The sequence below is a fragment of the Streptomyces sp. 5-10 genome, assembly GCF_014712245.1.
GTDB classification, from domain to species: domain Bacteria; phylum Actinomycetota; class Actinomycetes; order Streptomycetales; family Streptomycetaceae; genus Streptomyces; species Streptomyces violaceusniger.
Genome location: NZ_JACVYG010000071.1, coordinates 25,204 through 47,566 on the forward strand (window position 1 = coordinate 25,204; position 22,363 = coordinate 47,566).

The 22,363-nt window shown below is 72.8% G+C and carries 19 protein-coding genes; 15 read left to right on the top strand and 4 right to left on the bottom strand.

Translation table 11 applies throughout. The features are described from left to right. Positions 1–111 precede the first annotated feature (111 nt). Complete coding sequence (locus IEJ02_RS43075; protein ID WP_191069763.1) at positions 112–1,641, top strand: 3-hydroxyacyl-CoA dehydrogenase; 1,530 nt, start codon at positions 112–114, stop codon at positions 1,639–1,641. A 2-nt stretch (positions 1,642–1,643) separates the two neighbouring features. Continuing rightward, complete coding sequence (locus IEJ02_RS43080) at positions 1,644–2,237, top strand: TetR/AcrR family transcriptional regulator (RefSeq protein WP_191069764.1); 594 nt, start codon at positions 1,644–1,646, stop codon at positions 2,235–2,237. Between the two features lie 73 nt (positions 2,238–2,310). Here the strand turns inward: IEJ02_RS43080 and IEJ02_RS43085 are convergent, their stop codons facing one another. Beyond that, positions 2,311–2,799 (bottom strand): Lrp/AsnC family transcriptional regulator, encoded by a 489-nt coding sequence (locus tag IEJ02_RS43085; RefSeq protein WP_191069765.1) that lies wholly within the window; start codon positions 2,797–2,799, stop codon positions 2,311–2,313. Positions 2,800–2,981: 182 nt separating this feature from the next. Here IEJ02_RS43085 and pdhA (IEJ02_RS43090) point away from each other — a divergent pair, with 182 nt between their 5' ends. The 9 genes from pdhA (IEJ02_RS43090) (at position 2,982) to IEJ02_RS43135 (ending at position 13,016) form a co-directional block, all read left to right on the top strand. After that, complete coding sequence (gene pdhA / locus IEJ02_RS43090) at positions 2,982–4,124, top strand: pyruvate dehydrogenase (acetyl-transferring) E1 component subunit alpha (RefSeq protein ID WP_191069766.1); 1,143 nt, start codon at positions 2,982–2,984, stop codon at positions 4,122–4,124. Beyond that, positions 4,124–5,173, top strand: a complete 1,050-nt coding sequence (locus tag IEJ02_RS43095) for an alpha-ketoacid dehydrogenase subunit beta (protein ID WP_191069767.1) — start codon at positions 4,124–4,126, stop codon at positions 5,171–5,173. Before pdhA (IEJ02_RS43090) ends, IEJ02_RS43095 begins: the two co-directional genes overlap by 1 nt. Continuing rightward, the gene (locus tag IEJ02_RS43100; RefSeq protein WP_191069768.1) at positions 5,173–6,606 is read left to right on the top strand and encodes a dihydrolipoamide acetyltransferase family protein; all 1,434 of its coding nucleotides are present in this window, start codon (positions 5,173–5,175) and stop codon (positions 6,604–6,606) included. The genes IEJ02_RS43095 and IEJ02_RS43100 overlap by 1 nt, the downstream gene beginning before the upstream one ends. Positions 6,607–6,635: 29 nt before the next feature. Further along, positions 6,636–7,463 (top strand): NTP transferase domain-containing protein, encoded by an 828-nt coding sequence (locus IEJ02_RS43105; protein ID WP_317986065.1) that lies wholly within the window; start codon positions 6,636–6,638, stop codon positions 7,461–7,463. Positions 7,464–8,029: 566 nt separating this feature from the next. Further along, positions 8,030–9,529 (top strand): molybdopterin molybdotransferase MoeA, encoded by a 1,500-nt coding sequence (locus IEJ02_RS49455; RefSeq protein WP_223865396.1) that lies wholly within the window; start codon positions 8,030–8,032, stop codon positions 9,527–9,529. Continuing rightward, positions 9,526–10,581: a potassium channel family protein gene (locus IEJ02_RS43120; RefSeq protein WP_191069769.1), complete on the top strand. Its 1,056-nt coding sequence runs from the start codon at positions 9,526–9,528 to the stop codon at positions 10,579–10,581. The genes IEJ02_RS49455 and IEJ02_RS43120 overlap by 4 nt, the downstream gene beginning before the upstream one ends. A 10-nt stretch (positions 10,582–10,591) precedes the next feature. Beyond that, positions 10,592–11,569, top strand: coding sequence for an NAD(P)H-quinone oxidoreductase (locus IEJ02_RS43125; RefSeq protein WP_191069770.1), 978 nt, complete (start codon positions 10,592–10,594; stop codon positions 11,567–11,569). 289 nt (positions 11,570–11,858) lie between these two features. Continuing rightward, positions 11,859–12,338 (top strand): hypothetical protein, encoded by a 480-nt coding sequence (locus IEJ02_RS43130; RefSeq protein WP_191069771.1) that lies wholly within the window; start codon positions 11,859–11,861, stop codon positions 12,336–12,338. Between the two features lie 108 nt (positions 12,339–12,446). Next, on the top strand, positions 12,447–13,016 hold the full coding sequence (locus tag IEJ02_RS43135; protein ID WP_191069772.1) for a bacterial proteasome activator family protein: 570 nt from the start codon (positions 12,447–12,449) through the stop codon (positions 13,014–13,016). A gap of 147 nt (positions 13,017–13,163) precedes the next feature. On the opposite strand, the gene IEJ02_RS43140 is transcribed toward IEJ02_RS43135, so the two are convergent. Further along, entirely contained in the window at positions 13,164–14,867 is a 1,704-nt protein-coding gene (locus IEJ02_RS43140) for a protein kinase domain-containing protein (RefSeq protein WP_191069773.1), read from the bottom strand. A 312-nt stretch (positions 14,868–15,179) separates the two neighbouring features. Between IEJ02_RS43140 and IEJ02_RS43145 the strand changes: the two genes are divergently transcribed. Beyond that, entirely contained in the window at positions 15,180–16,766 is a 1,587-nt protein-coding gene (locus tag IEJ02_RS43145; protein WP_191069774.1) for a protein kinase domain-containing protein, read from the top strand. Between the two features lie 205 nt (positions 16,767–16,971). Here IEJ02_RS43145 and IEJ02_RS43150 read toward each other — a convergent pair whose 3' ends face one another. Further along, positions 16,972–18,012, bottom strand: coding sequence for a phosphotransferase (locus IEJ02_RS43150; protein ID WP_191069775.1), 1,041 nt, complete (start codon positions 18,010–18,012; stop codon positions 16,972–16,974). Between the two features lie 710 nt (positions 18,013–18,722). Then, positions 18,723–19,391 carry a response regulator gene (locus tag IEJ02_RS43155; RefSeq protein WP_191069776.1) on the bottom strand — a complete coding sequence of 223 codons (669 nt, stop codon included), beginning with the start codon at positions 19,389–19,391 and terminating at the stop codon, positions 18,723–18,725. A gap of 322 nt (positions 19,392–19,713) precedes the next feature. On the opposite strand from IEJ02_RS43155, the gene pdhA (IEJ02_RS43160) reads away from it, so the two are divergent. From pdhA (IEJ02_RS43160) to IEJ02_RS43170, 3 genes are all read left to right on the top strand, one after another. After that, on the top strand, positions 19,714–20,880 hold the full coding sequence (gene pdhA / locus IEJ02_RS43160; protein WP_137978745.1) for a pyruvate dehydrogenase (acetyl-transferring) E1 component subunit alpha: 1,167 nt from the start codon (positions 19,714–19,716) through the stop codon (positions 20,878–20,880). 1 nt (position 20,881) lies between these two features. Next, positions 20,882–21,862, top strand: coding sequence for an alpha-ketoacid dehydrogenase subunit beta (locus IEJ02_RS43165; RefSeq protein WP_191069777.1), 981 nt, complete (start codon positions 20,882–20,884; stop codon positions 21,860–21,862). A gap of 22 nt (positions 21,863–21,884) precedes the next feature. Beyond that, on the top strand, positions 21,885–22,363 hold a 479-nt coding region (locus IEJ02_RS43170; protein ID WP_317986066.1), incomplete at its 3' end, for a biotin/lipoyl-containing protein.

The following is a 22,363-nucleotide window of genomic DNA, read 5'->3' on the forward strand; positions in this document are numbered from 1 at the left end:
CGAGCTGGGGCTGGGCTGGAATGGGCGACAGGGTTAGAGTAACCGAACGATCGGTCGGGACAAGAGGGCCTGACGAACCTGTGGATAACTTCGTCGAAAAGGATCTGCGGCATGACTGCGATCGACCGTGGGACCGGCCGTGGGATCGACCGCGCCGACCTCGTCGCCGTCGTCGGCACCGGCACGATGGGCCAGGGAATCGCCCAGGTGGCGCTGGCCGCGGGCCAGCCGGTGCGGCTCTACGACGCCGCGCCCGGCCGGGCCTCCCGGGCCGCCGACGCCATCGCGGACCGGCTCGGCCGACTGGTCGCCAAGGAGCGCCTCACCGCCGCCGACCGCGACGCCGCCCTCGGCCGGCTCACCCCCGTCGCCGACCTCGCGGACCTGGCTGAGGCGGAGCTGGTGGTCGAGGCGATCCTCGAGGAACTCGACGCCAAGCGGGAGCTGTTCACCGCGCTGGAGTCGGTGGTCTCTGGCGGCTGTCTGCTCGCCACCAACACCTCCTCCCTCTCCGTCACCGCCGTCGCGGGCGTCCTGCGCCACCCCGGCCGCCTCCTCGGTCTGCACTTCTTCAATCCGGCCCCGCTGATGCCGCTGGTGGAGGTGGTGCGCGGCGCCGCCACGGACGAGACCGCCGCCGACCGTGCCCACGCCACCGTCGCGGCCTGGGGGAAGACCCCGGTGCGCTGTGCCGACACCCCCGGGTTCATCGTCAACCGGATCGCCCGCCCCTTCTACGCCGAGGCGTTCCGGGCGTACGAGGAGCGCGCCGCCGACCCCGCCACCCTGGACGCCGTGCTGCGCGGGTCCGGCGGCTTCAGGATGGGCCCCTTCGAGCTCACCGATCTGATCGGCCAGGACGTGAACGAGGCCGTCACCCGATCCGTCTGGGAAGCGCTGTTCCACGACCCGAAATTCACCCCGTCCCTCGCCCAGCGGCAGCTCGTCGCCTCCGGGCGGCACGGACGCAAGACGGGCCACGGCTGGTACGACCACTCCGAGGGCGCCAGGCGGCCCGCCCCGCACACCGCGGAGCCGTGCGAGCCGCCCGGCAAGGTCGCCCTCCATGGCGACCTGGGGCCCGCACAAGGGCTGGTCGGCCTCATCGAGGAGGCGGGCATCCCGGTGACCCGCGAGCCGGTCGGCGCCCATCTCGCCCTGCCCGATGGCACCCGGCTGTCCCTGGCCGACGGCACGACCGCCACCGACGACCCCTTCGCCGCGTCGGTCCGCTTCGACCTGGCGCTGGACTACCGCACCGCCACCCGCGTCGCCCTGGCGGCGTCCATGGCCGCCCCCGAGGAGTCCCTGCGGTCCGCGATCGGCCTGTTCCAGGCGCTCGGTAAGGAGGTCAGCGTGGTCCAGGACGTCCCCGGCATGGTCGTGGCCCGCACGGTCGCGATGCTCGTGGACTTCGCCGAGGACGCCGTCGCCCGCGGGGTGGCGAGCCCCGAGGACATCGACACCGCCATGCTGACCGGCGTCAACTACCCGCGCGGACCGCTGGCCTGGGGGCGCGCGCTCGGCGCCCGCTGGGTGCGCGACACCCTGCGCAACCTCCACCAGACCTGTCCGACCGGCCGCTACGCCCCTTCGCAGGCGCTGATCCGGCGTGCGGCCGCCGATGAGAGACTGCTCTAATCATGACCATGGCCAAGCGCGACACCTACACGCCCGAATCGCTGCTCGCGGTCGCCGTGGAGGTGTTCAACGAGCGCGGCTACGACGGCACCTCCATGGAGCACCTGTCCCGGGCCGCCGGGATCTCCAAGTCCTCCATCTACCACCATGTGAAGGGCAAGGAGGAACTGCTCCGGCTGGCCATAAGCCGTGCCCTGGACGGGCTGTTCGGCATCCTCCAGGAGCCCGCCGCGCGCGAGGGACGGGCGATCGGGCGGCTGGAACACGTGGCCCGGCGCACCGCCGAGGTGCTGATGGAGGAGCTGCCCTACGTCACGCTGCTGCTGCGCGTCCGGGGCAACACGGACACCGAGCGCTGGGCCATGGAGCGGCGCCGGGAGTTCGACCACCAGGTGGCCGAACTGCTCAAGCAGGCGGCTGCCGACGGCGACCTGCGGTCCGACGTGGACGCCCGGCTGGCGACCCGGCTGCTCTTCGGCATGATCAATTCCATTGTGGAGTGGTACCGGCCGGGCCGCGGCGGGGCCGCGACCTCCCATGAGGTGGCCGAGGCCGTGGTCCGTACGGCCTTCGCGGGCCTGCGCACCCAGACCTGACGCGCGACGGCGGCACCGAGCCCTGACGCGCGACGCCTGCGGGGCGGTACGCCCGCACCCGGCCCCGGCCCCGCTACGGCTCCGAGTCCAGGTCCGTCTCCTCGAAGACCAGCAGCGTCCGGGTGCTCAGCACCTCCGGTATGGCCTGGATCCGGGTGAGGACCAGCTCGCGCAGCGAGCGGTTGTCCTCGGTGTGCACCAGCAGCAGCACATCGAAGTCCCCGCTGACCAGGGCGATGTGGGCGGCTCCGGGGAGCTGCCTGAGCTGTTCGCGCACGGTGCGCCAGGAGTTCTGGACGATCTTCAGCGTGATGTACGCGGACGCGCCCTGCCCGGCCCGCTCCTGGTCCACCCGGGCGCTGAAGCCGCGGATCACTCCGTCGTCGATCAGGCGGTTGATCCGGGCGTAGGCGTTGGCGCGCGAGACGTGCACCTGCTCGGCCACGGAACGTATGGATGCGCGGCCGTCCATTTGGAGCAGACGCAGGATGTCGCGGTCGATGGCGTCCAGCGGGCGTGCCGGGGGTTTGCCGTCCGGATTGGCCATCTGTTCGCCCGGCATATCGTCCCGCCTCCCCTTCATGGACGTCCTGTCTTCATCTCAGGGGCCGCAGAACCGTTTGTCCACAGGCTTGGGTCGCCTGTAGCCAAAATGCGTCAACGACCGAACAATCGGTAGGGGAGGGCGATGCCGCCCGGCACGCCCCGCCCTCCCGCCGTACACCACGCCCAGGAGGTCGCGCCATGACGGTCCTTGAGCAGCCCGGTGCCTACCGGCCCACTCCCCCGCCCGGCTGGCAGCCCCGCGCCGACGCCGCGCCGCTGCTGCCCGACCCGGAGCCGTACCGCCTGCTGGGCACCGCCGCTGCCGCCGACATCTCCCCCGATCTGCTGACCCGGCTCCACCGCGAGCTGGTGCGCGGCCGCCGCTACAACACGCAGGCCACCGCCCTCACCCGGCAGGGCCGGCTGGCCGTCTATCCCTCCTCCACCGGTCAGGAGGCCTGCCAGGTCGCGGCCGGTCTTGTGCTGGAGGACCGCGACTGGCTCTTCCCCAGCTACCGCGACACCCTTGCCGCCGTCGTCCGCGGGCTCGACCCCGTGGACGCCCTGACCCTGCTGCGCGGCGACTGGCACTCCGGCTACGACCCCCACGCCCACCGCGTCGCCCCGCTGTGCACCCCGCTGGCCACCCAGCTGCCGCACGCCGTCGGCCTCGCCCACGCCGCCCGCCTCAAGGGCGACGACGTGGTGGCCCTCGCCCTGGTCGGAGACGGCGGCACCAGCGAGGGCGACTTCCACGAGGCCCTGAACTTCGCGGCCGTCTGGCACGCCCCGGTCGTCTTCCTCGTCCAGAACAACGGCTTCGCGATCTCCGTCCCGCTCGCCAAGCAGACGGCCGCGCCCTCCCTCGCCCATAAGGCGGTGGGATACGGGATGCCCGGCCGTCTCGTGGACGGCAATGACGCGGCCGCCGTCCACCAGGTCCTGGCGGAGGCGGTGCGCCGGGCCCGCGGAGGAGGCGGCCCCACCCTGGTGGAGGCGGTCACCTACCGCATCGAGGCGCACACCAACGCCGACGACGCCACCCGCTACCGCCCCGACTCCGAGGTCGAGGCATGGCGCGCCCACGACCCGATAGCGCTCCTGGAGGAGGCCATGCGCGACCGCCATCTGCTGGACGACGAGGGGGTGCGGGCCGCGCGGGAGTCCGCGGAGCGGTTCGCCGCCGATCTGCGGACGCGGATGCACCAGGACCCGGCCCTCGACCCCATGGCGCTCTTCGAGCACGTCTACGCCGACCGGACCAGCCAGCTGCGCGAGCAGGCGGCGCAGCTGCGCGCCGAGCTCGACGCCGAGGCCGCGGACGCCGGGAAGGGGGAGTGATGACCACCGCCGTCGGGGCCGACACCGCCCGAAAGCCCGCCACCATGGCCCAGGCCCTCGGCCGCGCGCTGCGCGACGCCATGGCCGCCGATCCGTCCGTCCATGTCCTCGGCGAGGACGTCGGCACCCTGGGCGGCGTCTTCCGGATCACCGACGGGCTCGCCGAGGAGTTCGGCGAGGACCGCTGCACGGACACGCCGCTGGCCGAGGCGGGGATCCTCGGCACCGCCGTGGGCATGGCGATGTACGGGCTGCGGCCGGTGGTCGAGATGCAGTTCGACGCCTTCGCTTACCCGTCCTTCGAGCAGCTCATCAGCCATGTATCGCGGATGCGCAACCGCACCCGGGGCGCGATGCCGATGCCGATCACCGTGCGGGTGCCCTACGGGGGCGGCATCGGCGGCGTCGAGCACCACAGCGACTCCTCCGAGATCTACTACATGGCCACCCCGGGCCTCCAAGTCGTCGCCCCGGCGACCGTCGCGGACGCCTACGGGCTGCTGCGCGCCGCCATCGCCTCCGACGACCCCGTGATCTTCCTGGAGCCCAAGCGGCTGTACTGGTCCAAGGCCGACTGGTCGGCCGACGCCCCCGAGCAGGTGCCGCCCATCGGGCGCGCGGTGGTGCGCAGGCCCGGCACCGGCGGTCGGCGCGGCGCCACCTTGATCTCCTACGGCCCCTCCGTGCCGGTGTGCCTCGAAGCCGCCGAGGCGGCCCGTGCCGAGGGCTGGGATCTGGAGGTCGTCGATCTGCGCTCGCTCGTCCCCTTCGACGACGAGACGGTGTGCGCCTCCGTGCGCCGCACCGGCCGCGCGGTCGTCGTCCACGAGTCCACGGGCTTCGGCGGGCCCGGCGGGGAGATCGCCGCCCGGGTCACCGAGCGCTGCTTCCACCATCTGGAGGCGCCCGTGCTGCGGGTCGCCGGGTTCGACATCCCCTACCCGCCGCCCATGCTGGAGCGGCACCATCTGCCCGGAGTGGACCGGGTGCTGGACGCCGTCGCCCGGCTCCAGTGGGAGTCGGAGTGGACCGAGGGGAGTGCGGTCTGATGGCTGTCGTACGGGAGTTCACCCTGCCCGATCTGGGCGAGGGACTGACCGGCGCCGAGATCGTGCGCTGGCTGGTCCAGGTCGGCGATGTGGTCGCGGTCGACCAGCCGGTGGTCGAGGTCGAGACGGCCAAGGCGATGGTGGATGTGCCATGCCCCTACGGCGGTGTGGTGACGGCCCGTTACGGCGAGGAGGGCGCGGAGGTGCCGGTCGGGGCGCCGTTGATCACGGTCGCCGTACCGGAGGGCTCGGACGACGGCTCCGGTCCGGCGGTCACCGAGGGCGCGATCGACGGCGCGTCGGGCAATGTGCTGGTCGGCTATGGCACGGCCGGTCCCGCCGCGCGGCGCCGCCGCGTTCGGCCCTCCCCCGGGCCGCTGCGCGAGACGCCCACGGCCCCTGGCGGGCCGCTGCCCGAGACGGCGGCGGCCCCCGCCGCGCCCGTGCGCGGGACGGAGACGGCCCCCGCCGCGCCCGCGCGCGGGTCGGAGACGCCGACCCCTGCCGCGTCCGTACGCGGGAGGGAGACGGCCCCCGCCGGGCCCCTTCCGGTGATCTCGCCCCTGGTGCGGCGGCTGGCCCGGGAGCACGACGTCGATCTACGGCAGCTCAGGGGCTCGGGCCCCGAGGGGCTGATTCTGCGGGCGGACGTCGAGCGAGCGGTCGCGGGCACGGCGCCCGCCTCCGCCCCCGCGGCGTCCGCCCCCGTAGTGCCCGCCGCCGTCGCGTCCGCCCCCGCCCCGGAGGGGGAGCGGGTTCCGCTGCGAGGGGTGCGGGGCGCCGTGGCCGACAAGCTCACGCGCAGCCGGCGCGAGATCCCGGACGCGACCTGCTGGGTGGACGCCGACGCGACCGAACTGCTCGCCGCCCGTACAGCGATGAACGCCTCGGGCGGGCCCAAGGTGTCCGTGCTCGCCCTCCTGGCCCGTATCTGCACGGCGGCCCTCGCGCGCTTCCCCGAGCTCAACGCCGCGGTGGACATGGACGCCCGGGAGATCGTCCGGCTCCCCGACGTCCACCTCGGCTTCGCGGCGCAGACGGACCGGGGTCTGGTGGTCCCCGTGGTGCGCGACGCCCACACGCGGACCATAGAGGGACTCTCCGAGGAGATCGCCCGGCTGACCGAGGCCGCGCGGGCCGGGACCCTCGCCCCCGCCCAGCTCACCGGCTCCACCTTCACCCTGAACAACTACGGGGTGTTCGGGGTCGACGGCTCGACGCCGATCATCAACCACCCCGAGGCAGCGATGCTCGGGGTCGGGCGGATCGCCCCGAAGCCCTGGGTGCACCAGGGCGAGCTGGCGGTGCGCCAGGTGGTGCAGCTGTCGTTCACCTTCGACCACCGGGTGTGCGACGGGGGCACCGCCGGCGGATTCCTGCGGTTCGTGGCCGACTGCGTGGAGCAGCCCATGGTGTTGTTGCGGCGGCTGTAGCGGATGCCCGGCGGCGCCATACTCATGGGGTGACTCCAGGTGCGTATGACGCAGTGATCCTGGCCGGAGGCGCCGCTCGGCGGCTCGGTGGGGTGGACAAGCCCGCGCTGCGGGTGGGTGGGCGAGCCCTGCTCGACCGGGTGCTGGACGCATGCCGCGGCGCCGGGCGGACCGTCGTCGTCGGCCCGCGCAGGCCCACGGCGCGGCCGGTGCGGTGGGCCCGGGAGGAACCCCCGGGCGGCGGCCCGGTCGCGGCCGTCGACGCGGGCATCCGGCAGACCACGGCTCCGACCGTCCTCGTCCTCTCCGCCGACCTGCCCTTCCTCACCCACGAGACCGTCGAGACCCTCCTCACCGGTCTTCAGGGCGCCGAAGGGGCCGTGCTCGTCGACCCCGACGGCCGTGAGCAGCCCCTTGTCGCCGCCTACCGCGCCGAGCCGCTGCGCCGCGAGATCGCCCTCCTCGCCACCGAACACGGCGGCCTCGGCGGGCTGCCCCTCCGCCTCCTCGTCTCCGAGCTGGCCCTGGCCCGCCTCCGGCACCCCACCGCGTCGTTCGACTGCGACACCTGGGAAGACATCACCACGGCTCGAGCGCGCATCAGGGAGCATGGAAACGTGTTGGACGAATGGATTGCCGCAGCCAAGGCAGAGCTCGGGATCGACCTGGATGTCGACACCGCGGCCCTACTCGATCTGGCCCGTGACGCCGCACATGGCGTCGCCCGGCCTGCCGCCCCCCTGACCACCTTTCTCGTCGGCTACGCCGCGGCCCAGAAGGGCGGCGGCCCCGAGGCGCTGGCCGCCGCCACCGAGAAGGCCGCGGCGCTGGCGGCGCGTTGGGCCGAGGAGCAGTGACACCTCGCCGCCCCCGGGACGGGGACCCGCTCGACCGCGAGGTCGACGAGGCGCTGGCGCTGGCCAATGAGTCGCCGCCGCAGAGCCCGGAGCCGCCCGGAACGGAAGCGGAAGAGGACTGGGCCGACGCCGCCCTCAGCCTGGCCAATGGCCGCCCGGCCCAACCCACCCGGGGGCGAAGCCCCGACGACATCGATGACACCGGCGACCCCGACGGCATCGGCAACACGAGCAACGTGGGCAACGTGGGCAACGTCGGCAACACGAGCAACACGGGCGACATCAGCGACACCGGCGACCCGACCCGGACGGACTGGGTCGAGACCGCGCTCGACCTGGCACGGGAAACGGCGGAAGAGCCCGCGGCGGCCCTGGATGCCCAGGGCCGCGTACGCCGAAGGCCCGAGGTGTATTCGAGGAGCCGATCTTCGGGTAGTCCGACGTCGGAGGGCACTGGCACCAAAAGCACACGGTCCAGGACCCCCACCCAGCAGGCCCAGACCCCGCACCCGGCCCCGCACCCGAAACGCGCCCCCGGCGCCTCCACGCCCCACCCGCATCCCTCCATGAACCCACCGCACCGCGCCCCCACCTCCTGGCCCGACGCCCGCGCCATCGCCGCCCGCGCCGCCGTCAAGGAGGCCGCCCACGCCGCCCCGGTGATGCGGCCGCTGTCCGAGGCGCTCGGCCAGGTCCTGGCCGCCCCGCTCGCGGCGCTCACCGATCTGCCGCCCTTCGACACCTCCGCCATGGACGGCTGGGCGCTCTCGGGCCCCGGTCCCTGGCGGCTGCCGACCGGCACGAAGGGCCAGGACCACCCCGGCATCCTCGCCGGACACGGCGAGACGGCCCCCCTCCCCGACGGCCACGCCGTCCGCATCGCCACCGGCGCCCGCGTCCCGCCCGGCGCCACCGCCGTACTGCGCAGCGAGTACGGCACCGACGCGGGCGACGGCTGGCTGCACGCGTCGGCCGCCCACCCCGTCGTCCTCGGCCAGGACATCCGCACCCGGGGCCAGGAGTGCCGCAGCGGCGATCAGCTGCTGCCCGCCGGGACCCTGGTCACCCCCGCCGTTCTGGGCCTGGCCGCCGCGGCCGGGTACGACGAGCTGCCGACGGTGCGCAGGCCGCGCGTCGAGGTGCTGGTTCTGGGCGATGAACTGCTCACCGAGGGGCTGCCGCACGACGGCCGCATCCGGGACGCGCTGGGGCCGATGGTCGGGCCATGGCTGCGGGCGCTCGGCGCCGAGGTCGTGGGCACCCGGCGGCTGGCCGACGAGGCGGACGCGGTGTACGCGGCGGTGGCCGAGTCGTCCGCCGACGTCGTCGTGACGACCGGGGGCACGGCCGCGGGCCCCGTGGACCATGTCCACCCCACCCTGCGCCGCCTGGGCGCCGAGCTGCTGGTGGACGGGGTGGCGGTGCGCCCCGGCCACCCGATGCTGCTGGCCCGCCTCGCCCGCGAAAGCGCTGGAAGCGCTGGAAGCGCTGGAAACTCCGGAAGCCCCGGAGACCCTGAAAGCCTCGGAAACCCCAGAAGCCCTGGAAACCCCAGAAGCCCTGGGAACCCCAGAAGCCACGGAAACTCCGAAAGCGCCGAACCCCCCAAAGCCGCCGAAAGCCCCGAGCGCCCGTCCCGCCCCGCCCGGCATCTGGTCGGGCTCCCCGGCAATCCGCTCGCGGCGGTCTCCGGTCTGCTGACCCTCGCCGAGCCGCTGCTGCGGACGCTGACGGGCCGCCCTGCCCCCGACCCCGGCCCGGCCCCGCTGGCCGAGGCCGTGCAGGGGCATCCGCGGGACACCCGGCTGGTCCCCGTGACCTTCCGGCGGGACACAGCCGTGCCGCTGCGCTTCAACGGCCCGGCGATGCTGCGCGGCATCGCGGTGGCCGACGGCCTCGCCGTGATCCCGCCCGGCGGGGCGAAGCGCGGCACGGAGGTCGACGTACTGGATCTCCCGTGGTCGGCGAGCGCGACAGAGCAACCGAGCCATACGGACCAAGCGCGCCAACGCATGGCCCAGGCGACCGACGGCGAGGACATATCCCCCCAGGAGGGCCCGGCGTGAAGCTGCCCAGCCAAGACGCGGCCGCCCGCACCCCGGGGGACGGCGGTCACCGCGTCCATCTGCCCCACTTCCCCGCGGGCCCGCTGCGCCAGGTCGCCCGGCGGCTGCTGCTGGCGCTGCTGGTGCTGGTGCTGACGGTGGTCATCGTGTACGTCGACCGCGCCGGCTACCACGACAACTCCGACGAGCGGGTCGACTTCCTCGACTCCGTCTACTACTCGACCGTCACGCTGTCCACGACCGGATACGGCGACATCGTGCCGTACAGCGACAGCGCGCGGCTCAGTAACATTCTGCTGGTCACGCCGCTGCGCGTGGTCTTTCTGATCATCCTGGTCGGCACCACCCTGGAAGTCCTGGCCGAACGCACCCGCGAGCAGTACCGCCTGAACCGCTGGAGGTCAGCGTTGCGTGATCACACCGTCGTCGTGGGCTTCGGTACGAAGGGGCGGTCCGCGGTGGAGACTCTTTGCGCGACGGGGCTGCCCAAGAACCGGGTGGTCGTGGTGGACCCCAACCACAAGGTGATCGAGGCGGCGAACGCCGAGGGGTTCGCGGGGGTGGTGGGCGACGCGACCCGCAGCGATGTGCTGTTGCGGGCGGAGGCGCAGCGCGCCCGCCAGTTCGTGATCGCCACCCAGCGCGATGACACCGCCGTCCTGGTCACGCTGACGGCCCGGCAGCTCAACCGGGGCGCCAACATCGTGGCGGCGGTGCGCGAGGAGGAGAACGCGCCGCTGCTGCGCCAGTCCGGGGCCGACGCAGTGATCACCAGCGCCAGCGCGGCGGGCCGCCTGCTGGGCATGAGCGTGCAGAGCCCGACGGCCGGTGCGGTGATCGAGGATCTGATCCAGCAGGGCACGGGCCTGGACCTGGTGGAGCGCACGGTGGTGAAGGCCGAGGTGGGCAAGTCGGTGCGGGACACGGAGGACCTCGTGGTGTCCGTGCTGCGCGGCCATCGCCTCCTCGCGTACGACGACCCCGACGCCAGCCCGCTGCAGGCGGCCGACCGCTTGATCACGATCGTTCGCGCGCCGATGGTCCAGGAGTAGCCTCGCGGCCATGCATGCGATCACGATTCCCGAACCCGGTGGCCCCGAAGCCCTGGTATGGGCGGAGGTCCCCGATCCCGTGCCCGGTGAGGGCGAGGTCCTGGTCGACGTGGCGGCCGCCGGCGTCAACCGCGCGGATGTGCTCCAGCGCCAGGGCCACTATCCGCCGCCGCCCGGAGCCTCGCCCTACGCCGGTCTGGAGTGCTCGGGCCGGATCTCGGCGCTCGGCCCCGGCGTCACCGGCTGGGCGGTGGGCGACGAGGTGTGTGCCCTGCTCGCGGGCGGTGGATACGCCGAGAAGGTGGCGGTTCCCTCGGGCCAGCTGCTGCCCCTCCCCGAGGGCGTGGACCTGGTCACGGCCGCCGCGCTGCCCGAAGTGACCGCCACCGTCTGGTCCAACGTCTTCATGATCTCCCATCTCCGGCCGGGCGAGACGCTGTTGGCGCACGGCGGATCGAGTGGCATCGGCACCATGGCGATCCAGCTCGCGAAGGCGGTCGGGGCGCGGGTCGCGGTGACCGCGGGCGGCCCGGAGAAGCTGGCCGCCTGCCGGGAGCTGGGCGCCGACGTCCTGATCGACTACCGCGAGCAGGACTTCGTGGAGGAGGTCCGCCGGGCCACCGACGGCGCGGGCGCGGACGTCATCCTGGACATCCTCGGCGCGAAGTACCTCGCCCGGAACCTGGAGACGCTCGCCGTCAACGGACGGCTGGCGATCATCGGGCTCCAGGGCGGTGTGAAGGCCGAGCTGAACCTGGCCACCCTGCTGTCCAAGAGCGCCGCCGTGACGGCCACCGGGCTGCGGGGCCGCTCGCTGGCGCAGAAGTCGGCGATCATCGCGGCGGTACGGGAGCATGTCTGGCCGCTGATCGGGGGCGGCCGGGTCCGCCCGATCGTCCACAGCACCGTCCCGATGCGGGAGGCCCCGGAGGCCCACCGGGTGCTGGAGTCCAGCACGCATGTGGGCAAGATCCTGCTGACGACCTGAGGACCGCGGTTCCGTACGGCGGCGCCGCCGCGCTCCTTACGGCGCCGCCGCGCTCCTTACGGCGCCGCCGCGCTCCTTACGGCGCCGCCGCGCTCCTTACGGCAGGCGCCGCGGCCCTAACGGCACCGCCGCCGCAGTCCTTATGGCGGTCGCCGCGTCCCTTACGGTCAGTACCGCGTCCCTTACGGTCGTACCGCGGTCCTTACGGCTGCGTTCAGGATGCCCGGTTCCTCCCCTCATGTGACGCTGATCCCGTTACGCAACGGTTCGGCACGGGAGGGTGACCACCGTGAACCCTGCGACGCTTCGCACGCTCCCCGCGGCGGCCCTGCTGGCGGGCACCGCCCTGGCCGCGGCCCCCGCGTCCGCCACCCCCGCCGCCCCCGCCACCCCCGCCGACGACGGCGGCGGGCTGGCGGGCACCCGCGCGGGTGAGGGCCGTCCGCACCCCGGCCGCGCCGGAACGCCGACCCCCTCGTCGCCGGAGGAGCCGGAGGGGGAGCCCTCGGCCGACACGGGGGACGACGAGAGCACCGGGCGGTTCTCGGTGGTGCCCGAGTGGACGCCGTCCTCCCTCCCCGTCCCGCAGCGGCCGGACCGGCACCAGGCGCGCGAATCGCTCCCGTCCGGTCGGCCTTACGGTGCTCAGCGGACCGCCGCCGAGCCCAGCGGGCGGGCGATGCGGGTGCTGCCGCTGGGCACCGGTCTCGCGCTCACCGGGCTCGGCCTCGGCCTGGCGTTCTTCGGTCTGCGGCTGCGCCGTCGCTGAGCGACGCCACCGATCTGAGCGCCGCCGCTGACAGCCGTCGCGGGTGATCGCCGCCGAATCCTCGACCCTCGCCCGCCGTACCGGGTGCCGGTGCGGAACAATAGGGGTATGAACCAGCCGATGAACGAACGAGCGCAGGAGAGCCCGCACGTCCTGGTCGTCGGTCCGGACGGCATGGCACTCGGCGGCGTCACTCCTGCTTCTGGCGAGGGCAGTGGTGACGACGAGTCGCGCGAGGTTCCCGTGACGGACATGGTCGAACAGCCGGCGAAGGTCATGCGCATCGGCAGCATGATCAAGCAGCTTCTGGAGGAGGTCCGCGCCGCGCCTCTCGACGAGGCCAGCAGGGTCCGGCTCAAGGAGATCCACTCCAGCTCGGTGAAGGAGCTGGAGGACGGGCTGGCCCCCGAGCTGATCGGGGAGCTGGAGCGGCTGTCGCTGCCCTTCACGGACGAGGCGGTGCCCACCGAGGCGGAACTGCGCATTGCCCAGGCTCAGTTGGTCGGCTGGCTGGAGGGGCTGTTCCACGGCATCCAGACCACCCTGTTCGCCCAGCAGATGGCGGCGCGCGCCCAGCTGGAGCAGATGCGCCGGGCGCTGCCGCCGGGGATCGGCGGGGGCGAGGAGGACGAGGCCGTGCCCAAGCCGGGCGGCGCCCGCTCGGGGCCGTACCTCTGAGCCTCTGAGCCTCTGAACCGCGCGACGGACGCGCACCGGACACAACGAAACGACGCCGCGGGCCTCACCTTCCGATGAGGCCCGCGGCGTCGTCACGCCGGAAGCGGGGTGAGAGCCGCCCCTACTCCGGGTTGCCGGTGGAGACGGTCAGCTCGATGGTGTCCGTCTTGGGGTTGTACGNTCCGGGTTGCCGGTGGAGACGGTCAGCTCGATGGTGTCCGTCTTGGGGTTGTACGGCTCGTAGTTCCGGTACGTGTAATTGAGGACGGTGCCCTTGCCCCACAGATTCTCGTCCTGGGGCACCACGCGGTACTTCCAGCCCGCCGCGCGGATGCACTTCTTCACCGAGTCGATGTAGAGGTTCTGGAAGTCGGGCACCGTGTACGTGCCCTTCTCGTCGGTGTTCTCGTACGCGTCGGTGCACTTCGACGTCTCGATCGTCTTGGTCTTGTCGCCCATGCGGAAGCCCGAGGCGGTGTCGGAGGCCGACGGCGACGCCGACTTGCCGCCACCGCCCCCCTTGCTCTCGTCCTTGGAGCCCTCGCCGTCGCCGCTGAGCGCGACGACCAGGATCACGGCGATGACCGCGATCGCCGCGACGACGGCCGAGCCTATGATCACGCCCTTGTTGCCCCTGCCGCCCCCACTCCCCGACGGCGTCGAGGGCGAGATGTTGTACGGCGGCGGGGTGCTGGGACCCTGGTACGACGGCGTCGGGGCCTGATAGCCCGCCTGCCCCAGCGGTGTCGTGGACGGCGCCTGGCCGGCCGGGGGCGGCGGGGTGGACGGGGTGGACGGGCCGAAGGCGCCGAACTGCCCGGGGGAGTGCTGCGGCTGGTACGGCGTCTGGACGCTGCCGGGGCCGGGCGCGGGCGTCTGCTGGTCGATCGGCGGGAAGACCGCCGAGCCGACACCGGCGCCGCTGCGGGCCGGGGGGCCGCCGCTGATGATGATCGGGGAGGCGCCGGTCTGCCCGGTGCGGGCGACTCGTGCGCATTCGTCGCGCATGGCCTCGGCGGTCGGGAAGCGCTCGTTCGGGTTCTTCTTCAGGGCGCGGGCGACCAGCGCGTCCACCGCCGGGGGAATGGACTGGTTGATCGAGGAGGGGGCGACCGGCTCCTCCTGGACGTGCGCGTACGCGATGGCCAGCGGCGAGTCCGCGTCGAAGGGCAGCCGGCCGGTCAGCAGCTCGAAGAGCATGATGCCGACCGAGTACAGGTCGCTGCGGGCGTCGACGCCGCGGCCCAGCGCCTGCTCGGGGGAGAGGTACTGCGGAGTGCCGACGACCATGCCGGTCTGGGTCATGGAGGTGACCCCGGACTGCATGGCGCGGGCGATGCCGAAGTCCATGACTTTGACCACATTACGCTTGGTCATCATCACGTTACCCGGCTTGATGTCGCGGTGGACCAGCCCCATCTCATGGCTGATTTCCAGCGCCGCCAGCACATCACTGGTGATCTTCAGTGCCTTTTCGGTCGGCATCGCGCCGTATTGCCGGACATCGCCGTCCAGAACCGAGCGCAGCGGCTGCCCCTCGACGTACTCCATGACGATGTACGGCATCAGGGAGCCGTCGATGGAGTCCTCGCCGGTGTCGAAGACCGAGACGATATTGGTGTGCGTGAGTTTCGCCACCGCCTGGGCCTCGCGGCGGAACCGCTCGCGGAAGGACTGCTCGCGTCCCAGCTCGGTGTGGAGGGTCTTGATCGCGACCTGGCGGTCCAGCACGGTGTCGTAAGCCAGGTGAACGGAGGCCATGCCGCCCTCGCCCAGCAGGTCACGCAGCTGATACCGGCCGTTCGCCAGAGAGTGGCCTTGATACCTGCCCGATGCGCCGTACTGGCTCATTTCGTACTTCCCCCTCGGCGCACTCACTACTCTGACGCGCACGTTTCGACGCATTGATCTTGATGTTCTGGATATCGTGGCCAAGTCTGCCCCAGGCCACGGACACGTCAAGCCGCGTTGCCCGTTCCGTGACCGGATGCGCAAGAACCCGTCACGCGATTTGCATCGCTTCACCGTCAACAGGTTTGATGGCCGGTCCATCACCAACCGATACACGGCGCGAAGGCTGTAGCGTGCCTAGCGGGAACCGTACCGCCCGTGGGCGGGGCGATCTCGACCCGACCCCCACCGAGAACGAGACGGCGAGGACCGATGGCACAGACCCAGAGCGCCCAGGGGCCCTCCGAACCTGACGCCAGCGGGTCCGGAATGTCGGATACGCCCGAGGCGTGGGGCAACGGAGGACTTGTCGGCGATGGTCGATATCGGCTTACCAGTCGACTCGGCCGCGGCGGTATGGCGGAGGTGTTCGCCGCCGAGGACCTCCGGCTCGGCCGTACGGTCGCGGTGAAGCTGCTCCGCGCCGACCTGGCCGAGGACCCGGTGTCCAAGGCCCGCTTCACCCGCGAGGCACAGTCCGTGGCCGGGCTGAACCACCACGCCGTGGTGGCGGTCTACGACTCCGGCGAGGACACGGTCGGCCAGAACACCGTGCCGTACATCGTCATGGAGCTGGTCGAGGGCCGGACCATCCGCGATCTGCTGCTCAACGCCGAGGCCCCGCCGCCGGACCAGGCGCTGATCATCGTCTCCGGGGTGCTGGAGGCGCTCGCCTACAGCCATCAGCACGGCATCGTGCACCGTGACATCAAGCCCGCCAACGTGATCATCACCCACAGCGGCGCGGTCAAGGTCATGGACTTCGGCATCGCCCGCGCCCTGCACGGCGCGCAGTCCACCATGACCCAGACCGGCATGGTCATGGGCACACCGCAGTACCTCTCGCCGGAGCAGGCCCTCGGCAAGGCCGTGGACCACCGCTCCGACCTCTACGCCACCGGCTGTCTGCTCTACGAGCTGCTGGCGCTGCGCCCGCCGTTCACCGGGGAGACCCCGCTGTCGGTGGTGTACCAGCACGTCCAGGACACCCCGGTGCCCCCGTCGGAGATCTCCGGCACCGTGCCGCCGGAGCTGGACGGCCTGGTCATGCGCTCCCTCGCCAAGGACCCGGACGACCGGTTCCAGAGCGCCGAGGAGATGCGCGGGCTGGTCCAGTACGCGCTGCAGATGCTCCACGAGGCGGGCGGCCACACCGGCATGTGGAACACCGGCCCGGTCACCCAGCACCTGGGCGCCGCCACCCCCGCGATGGGCATGCCGGGCGTCGGGGCCACCACCGCGCTGCCGCACCCGGGCCACGGCGAGACCTCCCAGCAGCCGATCGTCACCGGCCCCGGCGGCGGGGGCGGCGGCTACCACGGCGGTTCCGGCCGCCGTAAGGGCCGCGGCAAGTTGTGGCTGATCGCGGTGCTCGCGGTGATCGCGGTGGCGACGGGGGTCGCCTTCGCCCTCCAGCTCGGTGACAAGGGCGGCGACAAGCAGCCGAAGAAGCACCAGACGTCGGTCAGCCAGGAGAAGACGGACAAGCCGAGCGACAAGCCGAGCGAGGGCTCGAGCGACGAGACGGCCCCGAGCGGCGACGGGAACAACTCCGGGGACACGGGCAGCGACTACACCCCGACCGAGAACCCGACGCCGACGTACTCGGACAACCAGCCGACGGACCAGCCGACGGACCAGCCGACGGACCCGGGCACCAACGAGCCGACCGGCGACCCGACCACCCCGGGCGGCGGCGAGGAGCCGACCACCCAGCCGACCGACGATCCGAGTCCGCCCGCCACGCAGCCCACCGGGGGTACGGAGGGCGCCACGGACGGCGCCGGCGGCACTCCCTGACGGCCCGGGGCGCCCTGCGGCGCCCCCTCGGCCGTAAGAAGGGCCCCTTTCCGGCGGATTCCCGCGGAAGGCGGCCCTTCAGTCGTGGAACGCCCTCCCCGGCCGCGGAAGGCCCTCCCCTGCCGCGGAACGCCCTCCTCGGCCGCGGAAGGCGGCCTTTCGCCCCGGCCCCGTCACCCGCAGAAGGTGTCATCCGCAGAAGGCGTCACCCGCAGAAGGCGTCGCGGACCGCGTCGTACTCCCGGGTCCACCACACCACCAGCGCGGCGGCCGCCGGGAACTGCGGATCGGCGCGCCGGTCCCCGCGCTGGTAGCGCCAGCGCAGCATCCAGAAGTCGTTGAGCCGCTCCCACCACACCCGGTGGACGGCCGCGGCCATCTCGGAGGTCCCGGCCCCGGCGGCGCAGCGGTACGCCCGCGCGTAGGACCGCACCTTGGTGAGCTCCAGGGTGCCGTCGGGCCGTACGAAGAAGATCGCGGCGGCCCGGACCGCCTCCTCGGCGCGCGGCTGCACCCCGAGCCGGTCCCAGTCGACGATGGCGGCCGGTTCCGTGTCGCGGTAGAGCAGGTTCAGTGGGTGGAAGTCGCCGTGCACCCAGCCGGCGACCGGGACGGCGTCCGCCTCCGGGCGGCGGTGGGCGTGCCGCTCCACCAGCGCCCGCCGCTCGACCAGCCGGTGCTCGGCGAGCTCGTCGAAGGTGTCGCGGTTGCGGCGCCCCCGGATCAGCGTGAGCAGCTCGTCGATGACGGGGAAGGTGTCCTCGGGGTCGGCGGCGGCCTCGACGGGCGGCCTGCGGTCGCCCGTACGGGCCCGCATGACGCGCTCCAGACAGGTGTGGACGAGCCCGAGCAGCCCGCCCAGCCGCCAGCACTGCGGGGCGGTCAGCTCCCCGCCGTCGCGGTGCCGCCCGTCGATCCAGGGGTGTAACGCGTAGCAACGGCCGCCGATGACGGCGACCGTACGGCCGTCGGCGTCCGGGACCGGCGGGGCGACGGGCACCCCGAGCGCCTCCAGCCGCTGGGTGACGCGGTGCTGGCGGGCGATGGCGGTGCGGTCGCCGTCGAGGTGGTGTTTGAGGAAGAACCGGCCGCGGGTGGTGGCGAGGCGGTAGCCCCGGTTGAGCAGCCCCTCGGTGAGCGGTTCGCAGGAGACGGCCTCACCGGCGGTGTCATAGCGGCGGAGCAGGGCGCTCAGGGTTTCCCCGTCGGGAGCGGCCTCGGCGGAGCGTACATGTGAGCGCGGCACCTGCCAGATGTTAGATCACCGGGCATCGCGGCAATGGCCCACGAAGACGACGACGCACGGCACACCGGGGTACGGCCGGTTGACCGGGGCGGCCGCGACGCGTCGCGGCCCGCGTCGCCCCCCGGGGCCGGGGTGTCCGACGGGTCTTGGCGCCTGCGGCGGGCTGTTTCCCCTCCCCGCCCCTTCCCGAAACTGGGGCTCCGCCCCAGACCCCGGGCGGGGCTTCGCCCCAGACCCCGGGTGGGGTTCTGCCTCAGGCCCCGGGCGGGGTTCCGCCCCAGACCCCGAAACGGGGATTCCGCCCCAGATCCCGGGGTCCAGGGGCGAGACCCCGTGTGGTCCGCTGGACGCCCCGTAGCGGTTCCGGGCCTGCGTCGCGCCTCTGCCCGGGGGCAGCGCTTCCGGGCCTCGCCGCCCCTGGCCGAGGGGTCAGCGCGTCTCGGCCCGCGTCGACCCTGCCGGGGTCAGTGGCCTGGTCCCTCGCCGCCCGCGCCCGCGCTACCCGCGCCCTCGCCGCCCGCGCCCGCGGTACCCGCGCCCGCGCCGCCCGCGCCCGCGCTAAGCGCGTCGGGCGAAGTCCGCTACGGTTCGGGCAGCGCCCCGAAGGGGCGCGGGGCTGTGTCGAGGTGCGGCTCCGCCGCGCGGGCGCGATCAGCCACGACGGCGCCGCGGACGGCCGACGGCGCATCGCGGCACGTCCAGCGGAGCGCTTAGCGCTTCTGGGCCTGCGTCGCCTGCATCCGGGCGACGTATGCCGCCGCCTGCGAGCGGCGCTCCATGCCCAGCTTGGAGAGCAGGCTGGAGACATAGTTCTTGATCGTCTTCTCGGCGAGGTGCAGCCGCTCGCCGATCGCCCGATTGGTGAGCCCCTCCCCGATCAGCAGCAGGATCCGGCGCTCCTGCTCGGTGAGGGCGGCGAGCTGGTCGTCGGGTTTGGCGGCCGTCTGGCCGCGCAGCCGTTCCAGCACCCGGGCGGTGGCCACCGGGTCGAGCAGCGACCGGCCCGCGGCCACGTCCCGGACGGCGGAGAGCAGTTCGTCGCCGCGGATGTCCTTCAGGACATAGCCGGAGGCGCCCGCGATGATGGCGTCGAAGAGCGCCTCGTCGTCGGCGAAGGAGGTGAGCATCATGCAGCGGACGCTCTCGTCCCGGGCGCGGATCTCCCGGCAGACCTCGACCCCGCTGCGGTCGGGCAGCCGGATGTCGAGGACGGCGACGTCCGGGCGGGCGGCCGGGATGCGCGCCAGCGCGTCGGCCGCGGTGCCCGCCTCGCCGACCACCTCCATGTCCGGCTCGCCCGCGAGCAGGTCGCGTACGCCACGTCGGACGACTTCATGGTCGTCGACCAGGAAAATCCCTATTTTTCCTTCTTCGCGCACGGATCCAGTCTCACACACGAAGTCTTCCCGCGTCGTTGTCCAGCGGGATACCGTGCGCTTGTCCGGCGGCCTGCGGGGCTGTGACCAGTGGATGTTTCCCCACCCGCGCGATTTACTTGGAAATCCAAGCAAAATTGCAGGTCAGGTGGGGTTTCGCAGACATGCGACGCACTGGGTAACGTGCCTTGTGCAGGGCCAGCCGCCGGGAACCTGTCACGCCCGGTCATGCCCCGGCGCACCCACCCCGTGCGCCATGGCGGAACGGGCGAGCCGCAACTGGCCGCCGGCGGATCCCGGGGGCCGGACAGACGGAGGAGCACACGTGACCGTGGAGAGCACTGCCGCGCGCAAGCCGCGCCGCAGCGGAGCCAAGCGCAGCACCACCACGCGGGACACCAAGAAGCAGCCTGCGGGCCAGACCGAACTCGTACAGCTGCTGACCCCCGAGGGCGAGCGTGTCGAGCACCCCGAGTACGCCATCGACCCCACCCCGGAGGAGCTGCGCGGTCTGTACCGGGACATGGTGCTGACACGGCGGTTCGACGCCGAGGCCACCACCCTGCAGCGCCAGGGAGAACTGGGCCTGTGGGCCTCGCTGCTCGGCCAGGAGGCGGCGCAGATCGGCTCCGGCCGGGCGCTGAACGACGCCGACTACGTCTTCCCCACCTACCGCGAGCACGGTGTGGCCTGGTGCCGGGGCGTCGACCCGACCAATCTGCTGGGGATGTTCCGTGGGGTGAACCACGGCGGCTGGGACCCGAACAGCAACAACTTCCACCTGTACACCATCGTGATCGGCTCGCAGACGCTGCACGCGACCGGCTACGCGATGGGCGTGGCCAAGGACGGCGCGGACGCCGCGGTCCTGGCCTACTTCGGCGACGGCGCCTCCAGCCAGGGCGATGTCGCCGAATCGTTCACCTTCTCCGCGGTCTACAACGCCCCGGTCGTCTTCTTCTGCCAGAACAACCAGTGGGCCATCTCCGAGCCCACCGAGAAGCAGACCCGGGTGCCGCTCTACCAGCGCGCCCAGGGCTTCGGCTTCCCCGGGGTGCGGGTGGACGGCAATGACGTGCTCGCCTGTCTGGCCGTCACCAAGGCCGCGCTGGAGCGGGCGCGCACCGGGCAGGGCCCGATGCTCATCGAGGCGTTCACCTACCGCATGGGCGCCCACACCACCTCCGACGACCCCACCCGCTACCGCTCCCCCGAGGAGCGGGAGCTGTGGGAGACCAAGGACCCGATCCTGCGGCTGCGCACCCTGCTGACCCGCGAGGGCCTGGCCGACGACGCGTACTTCGCCGAGCTCGAGCGGGAGAGCGACGCGCTGGCCAAGCGGGTTCGGGACGCCGTACGGGCCATGCCCGACCCCGAGGACATGGCGATGTTCGAGCACATCTACGCCGACGGGCACGCGCTCGTCGACGAGGAGCGGGCGCAGTTCGCCGAGTACCAGGCTTCGTTCGTCACCGCTGAGGAAGGCATCTGACATGGCCGCCGAGAAGATGTCGCTCTCCAAGGCGATCAACGCGTCCCTGCGCACGGCCCTCGAGACCGACCCCAAGGTCCTGATCATGGGCGAGGACGTCGGCAAGCTCGGTGGCGTCTTCCGCGTCACCGACGGGCTCCAGAAGGACTTCGGCGAGGACCGGGTCATCGACACCCCGCTCGCCGAGTCCGGCATCGTGGGCACCGCGATCGGGCTCGCGCTGCGCGGCTACCGCCCGGTGGTGGAGATCCAGTTCGACGGTTTCGTCTTCCCCGCCTACGACCAGATCGTCACCCAGCTCGCCAAGATGCACGCACGCTCGCTCGGCAAGGTCAAGCTGCCGGTCGTCGTCCGCATTCCGTACGGCGGCGGCATCGGCGCGGTGGAGCACCACAGCGAGTCGCCGGAGGCGCTGTTCGCGCATGTGGCCGGTCTGAAGGTGGTCTCGCCGGCCAACGCCTCCGACGCCTACTGGATGCTCCAGCAGGCCATCGACAGCGATGACCCGGTGATCTACTTCGAGCCCAAGCGCCGCTACCACGACAAGTCCGAGGTCGACACCGCCGCGATCCCCGGCCCGCTGCACGCCGCCCGGGTGGTGCGGCCGGGGACGGACCTGACGCTCGCGGCCTACGGCCCGATGGTGAAGGTCGCCCTGGACGCCGCCGCGGCCGCTGCCGAGGAGGGCAAGTCGATCGAGGTCATGGATCTGCGGTCGATGTCGCCGATCGACTTCGACACCATCCAGTGTTCCGTGGAGCGGACGGGTCGGCTGGTCGTCGTCCACGAGGCACCGGTATTCCTGGGCACCGGGTCGGAGATCGCCGCGCGCGTCACCGAGAGGTGCTTCTATCACCTCCAGGCCCCGGTGCTGCGGGTCGGCGGCTTCCACTCGCCGTACCCGCCGTCACGGCTCGAGGACGAGTACCTTCCGGGGCTGGACCGGGTGCTCGACGCCGTAGACCGCGCGTTGGCGTACTGAAGGGCTTGAGGAGATCGTGACGATGACCGCAGTCGAACAGCGCTTCCGTGAGTTCAAGATGCCCGACGTGGGCGAGGGGCTGACCGAGGCCGAGATCCTCAAGTGGTTCGTGGCGCCGGGCGACACCGTGACCGACGGTCAGGTGGTGTGCGAGGTCGAGACCGCCAAGGCCGCCGTCGAGCTGCCCATCCCCTTCGACGGCGTGGTCCACGAGCTGCGCTTCGACGAGGGCACCACCGTGGACGTGGGCACGCCGATCATCTCGGTGGACACCAACCCCGGGGCGGGGGAGGCGGCGCCCCAGGCCGCTCCCGCCGGCGAGGCTCCCGCCGCCGAGGCCCCCGCCGCCGGGAAGCCGGCCGCCGCGGCCGAGCCCGAGGAGAAGGAGGGCCGCCAGGCCAATCTGGTCGGCTACGGGGCGGCGCCCGCCTCCACCAAGCGCCGTCCGCGCAGGGCGCTGCCGGGGGCGCAGCGGTCCGCGCCCGCCCCCTCCGCCGCGGC

Coding starts and splice junctions, on each gene's coding strand:
- IEJ02_RS49455 (WP_223865396.1), top strand. CDS start 8,030: ATGAACCCACCGCACCGCGCCCCCACCTCCTGGCCCGACGCCCGCGCC.
- IEJ02_RS43100 (WP_191069768.1), top strand. CDS start 5,173: ATGGCTGTCGTACGGGAGTTCACCCTGCCCGATCTGGGCGAGGGACTG.
- IEJ02_RS43145 (WP_191069774.1), top strand. CDS start 15,180: ATGGCACAGACCCAGAGCGCCCAGGGGCCCTCCGAACCTGACGCCAGC.
- IEJ02_RS43085 (WP_191069765.1), bottom strand. CDS start 2,799: ATGCCGGGCGAACAGATGGCCAATCCGGACGGCAAACCCCCGGCACGC.
- IEJ02_RS43095 (WP_191069767.1), top strand. CDS start 4,124: ATGACCACCGCCGTCGGGGCCGACACCGCCCGAAAGCCCGCCACCATG.
- pdhA (WP_191069766.1), top strand. CDS start 2,982: ATGACGGTCCTTGAGCAGCCCGGTGCCTACCGGCCCACTCCCCCGCCC.
- IEJ02_RS43135 (WP_191069772.1), top strand. CDS start 12,447: ATGAACCAGCCGATGAACGAACGAGCGCAGGAGAGCCCGCACGTCCTG.
- IEJ02_RS43080 (WP_191069764.1), top strand. CDS start 1,644: ATGACCATGGCCAAGCGCGACACCTACACGCCCGAATCGCTGCTCGCG.
- IEJ02_RS43125 (WP_191069770.1), top strand. CDS start 10,592: ATGCATGCGATCACGATTCCCGAACCCGGTGGCCCCGAAGCCCTGGTA.
- IEJ02_RS43075 (WP_191069763.1), top strand. CDS start 112: ATGACTGCGATCGACCGTGGGACCGGCCGTGGGATCGACCGCGCCGAC.
- IEJ02_RS43165 (WP_191069777.1), top strand. CDS start 20,882: ATGGCCGCCGAGAAGATGTCGCTCTCCAAGGCGATCAACGCGTCCCTG.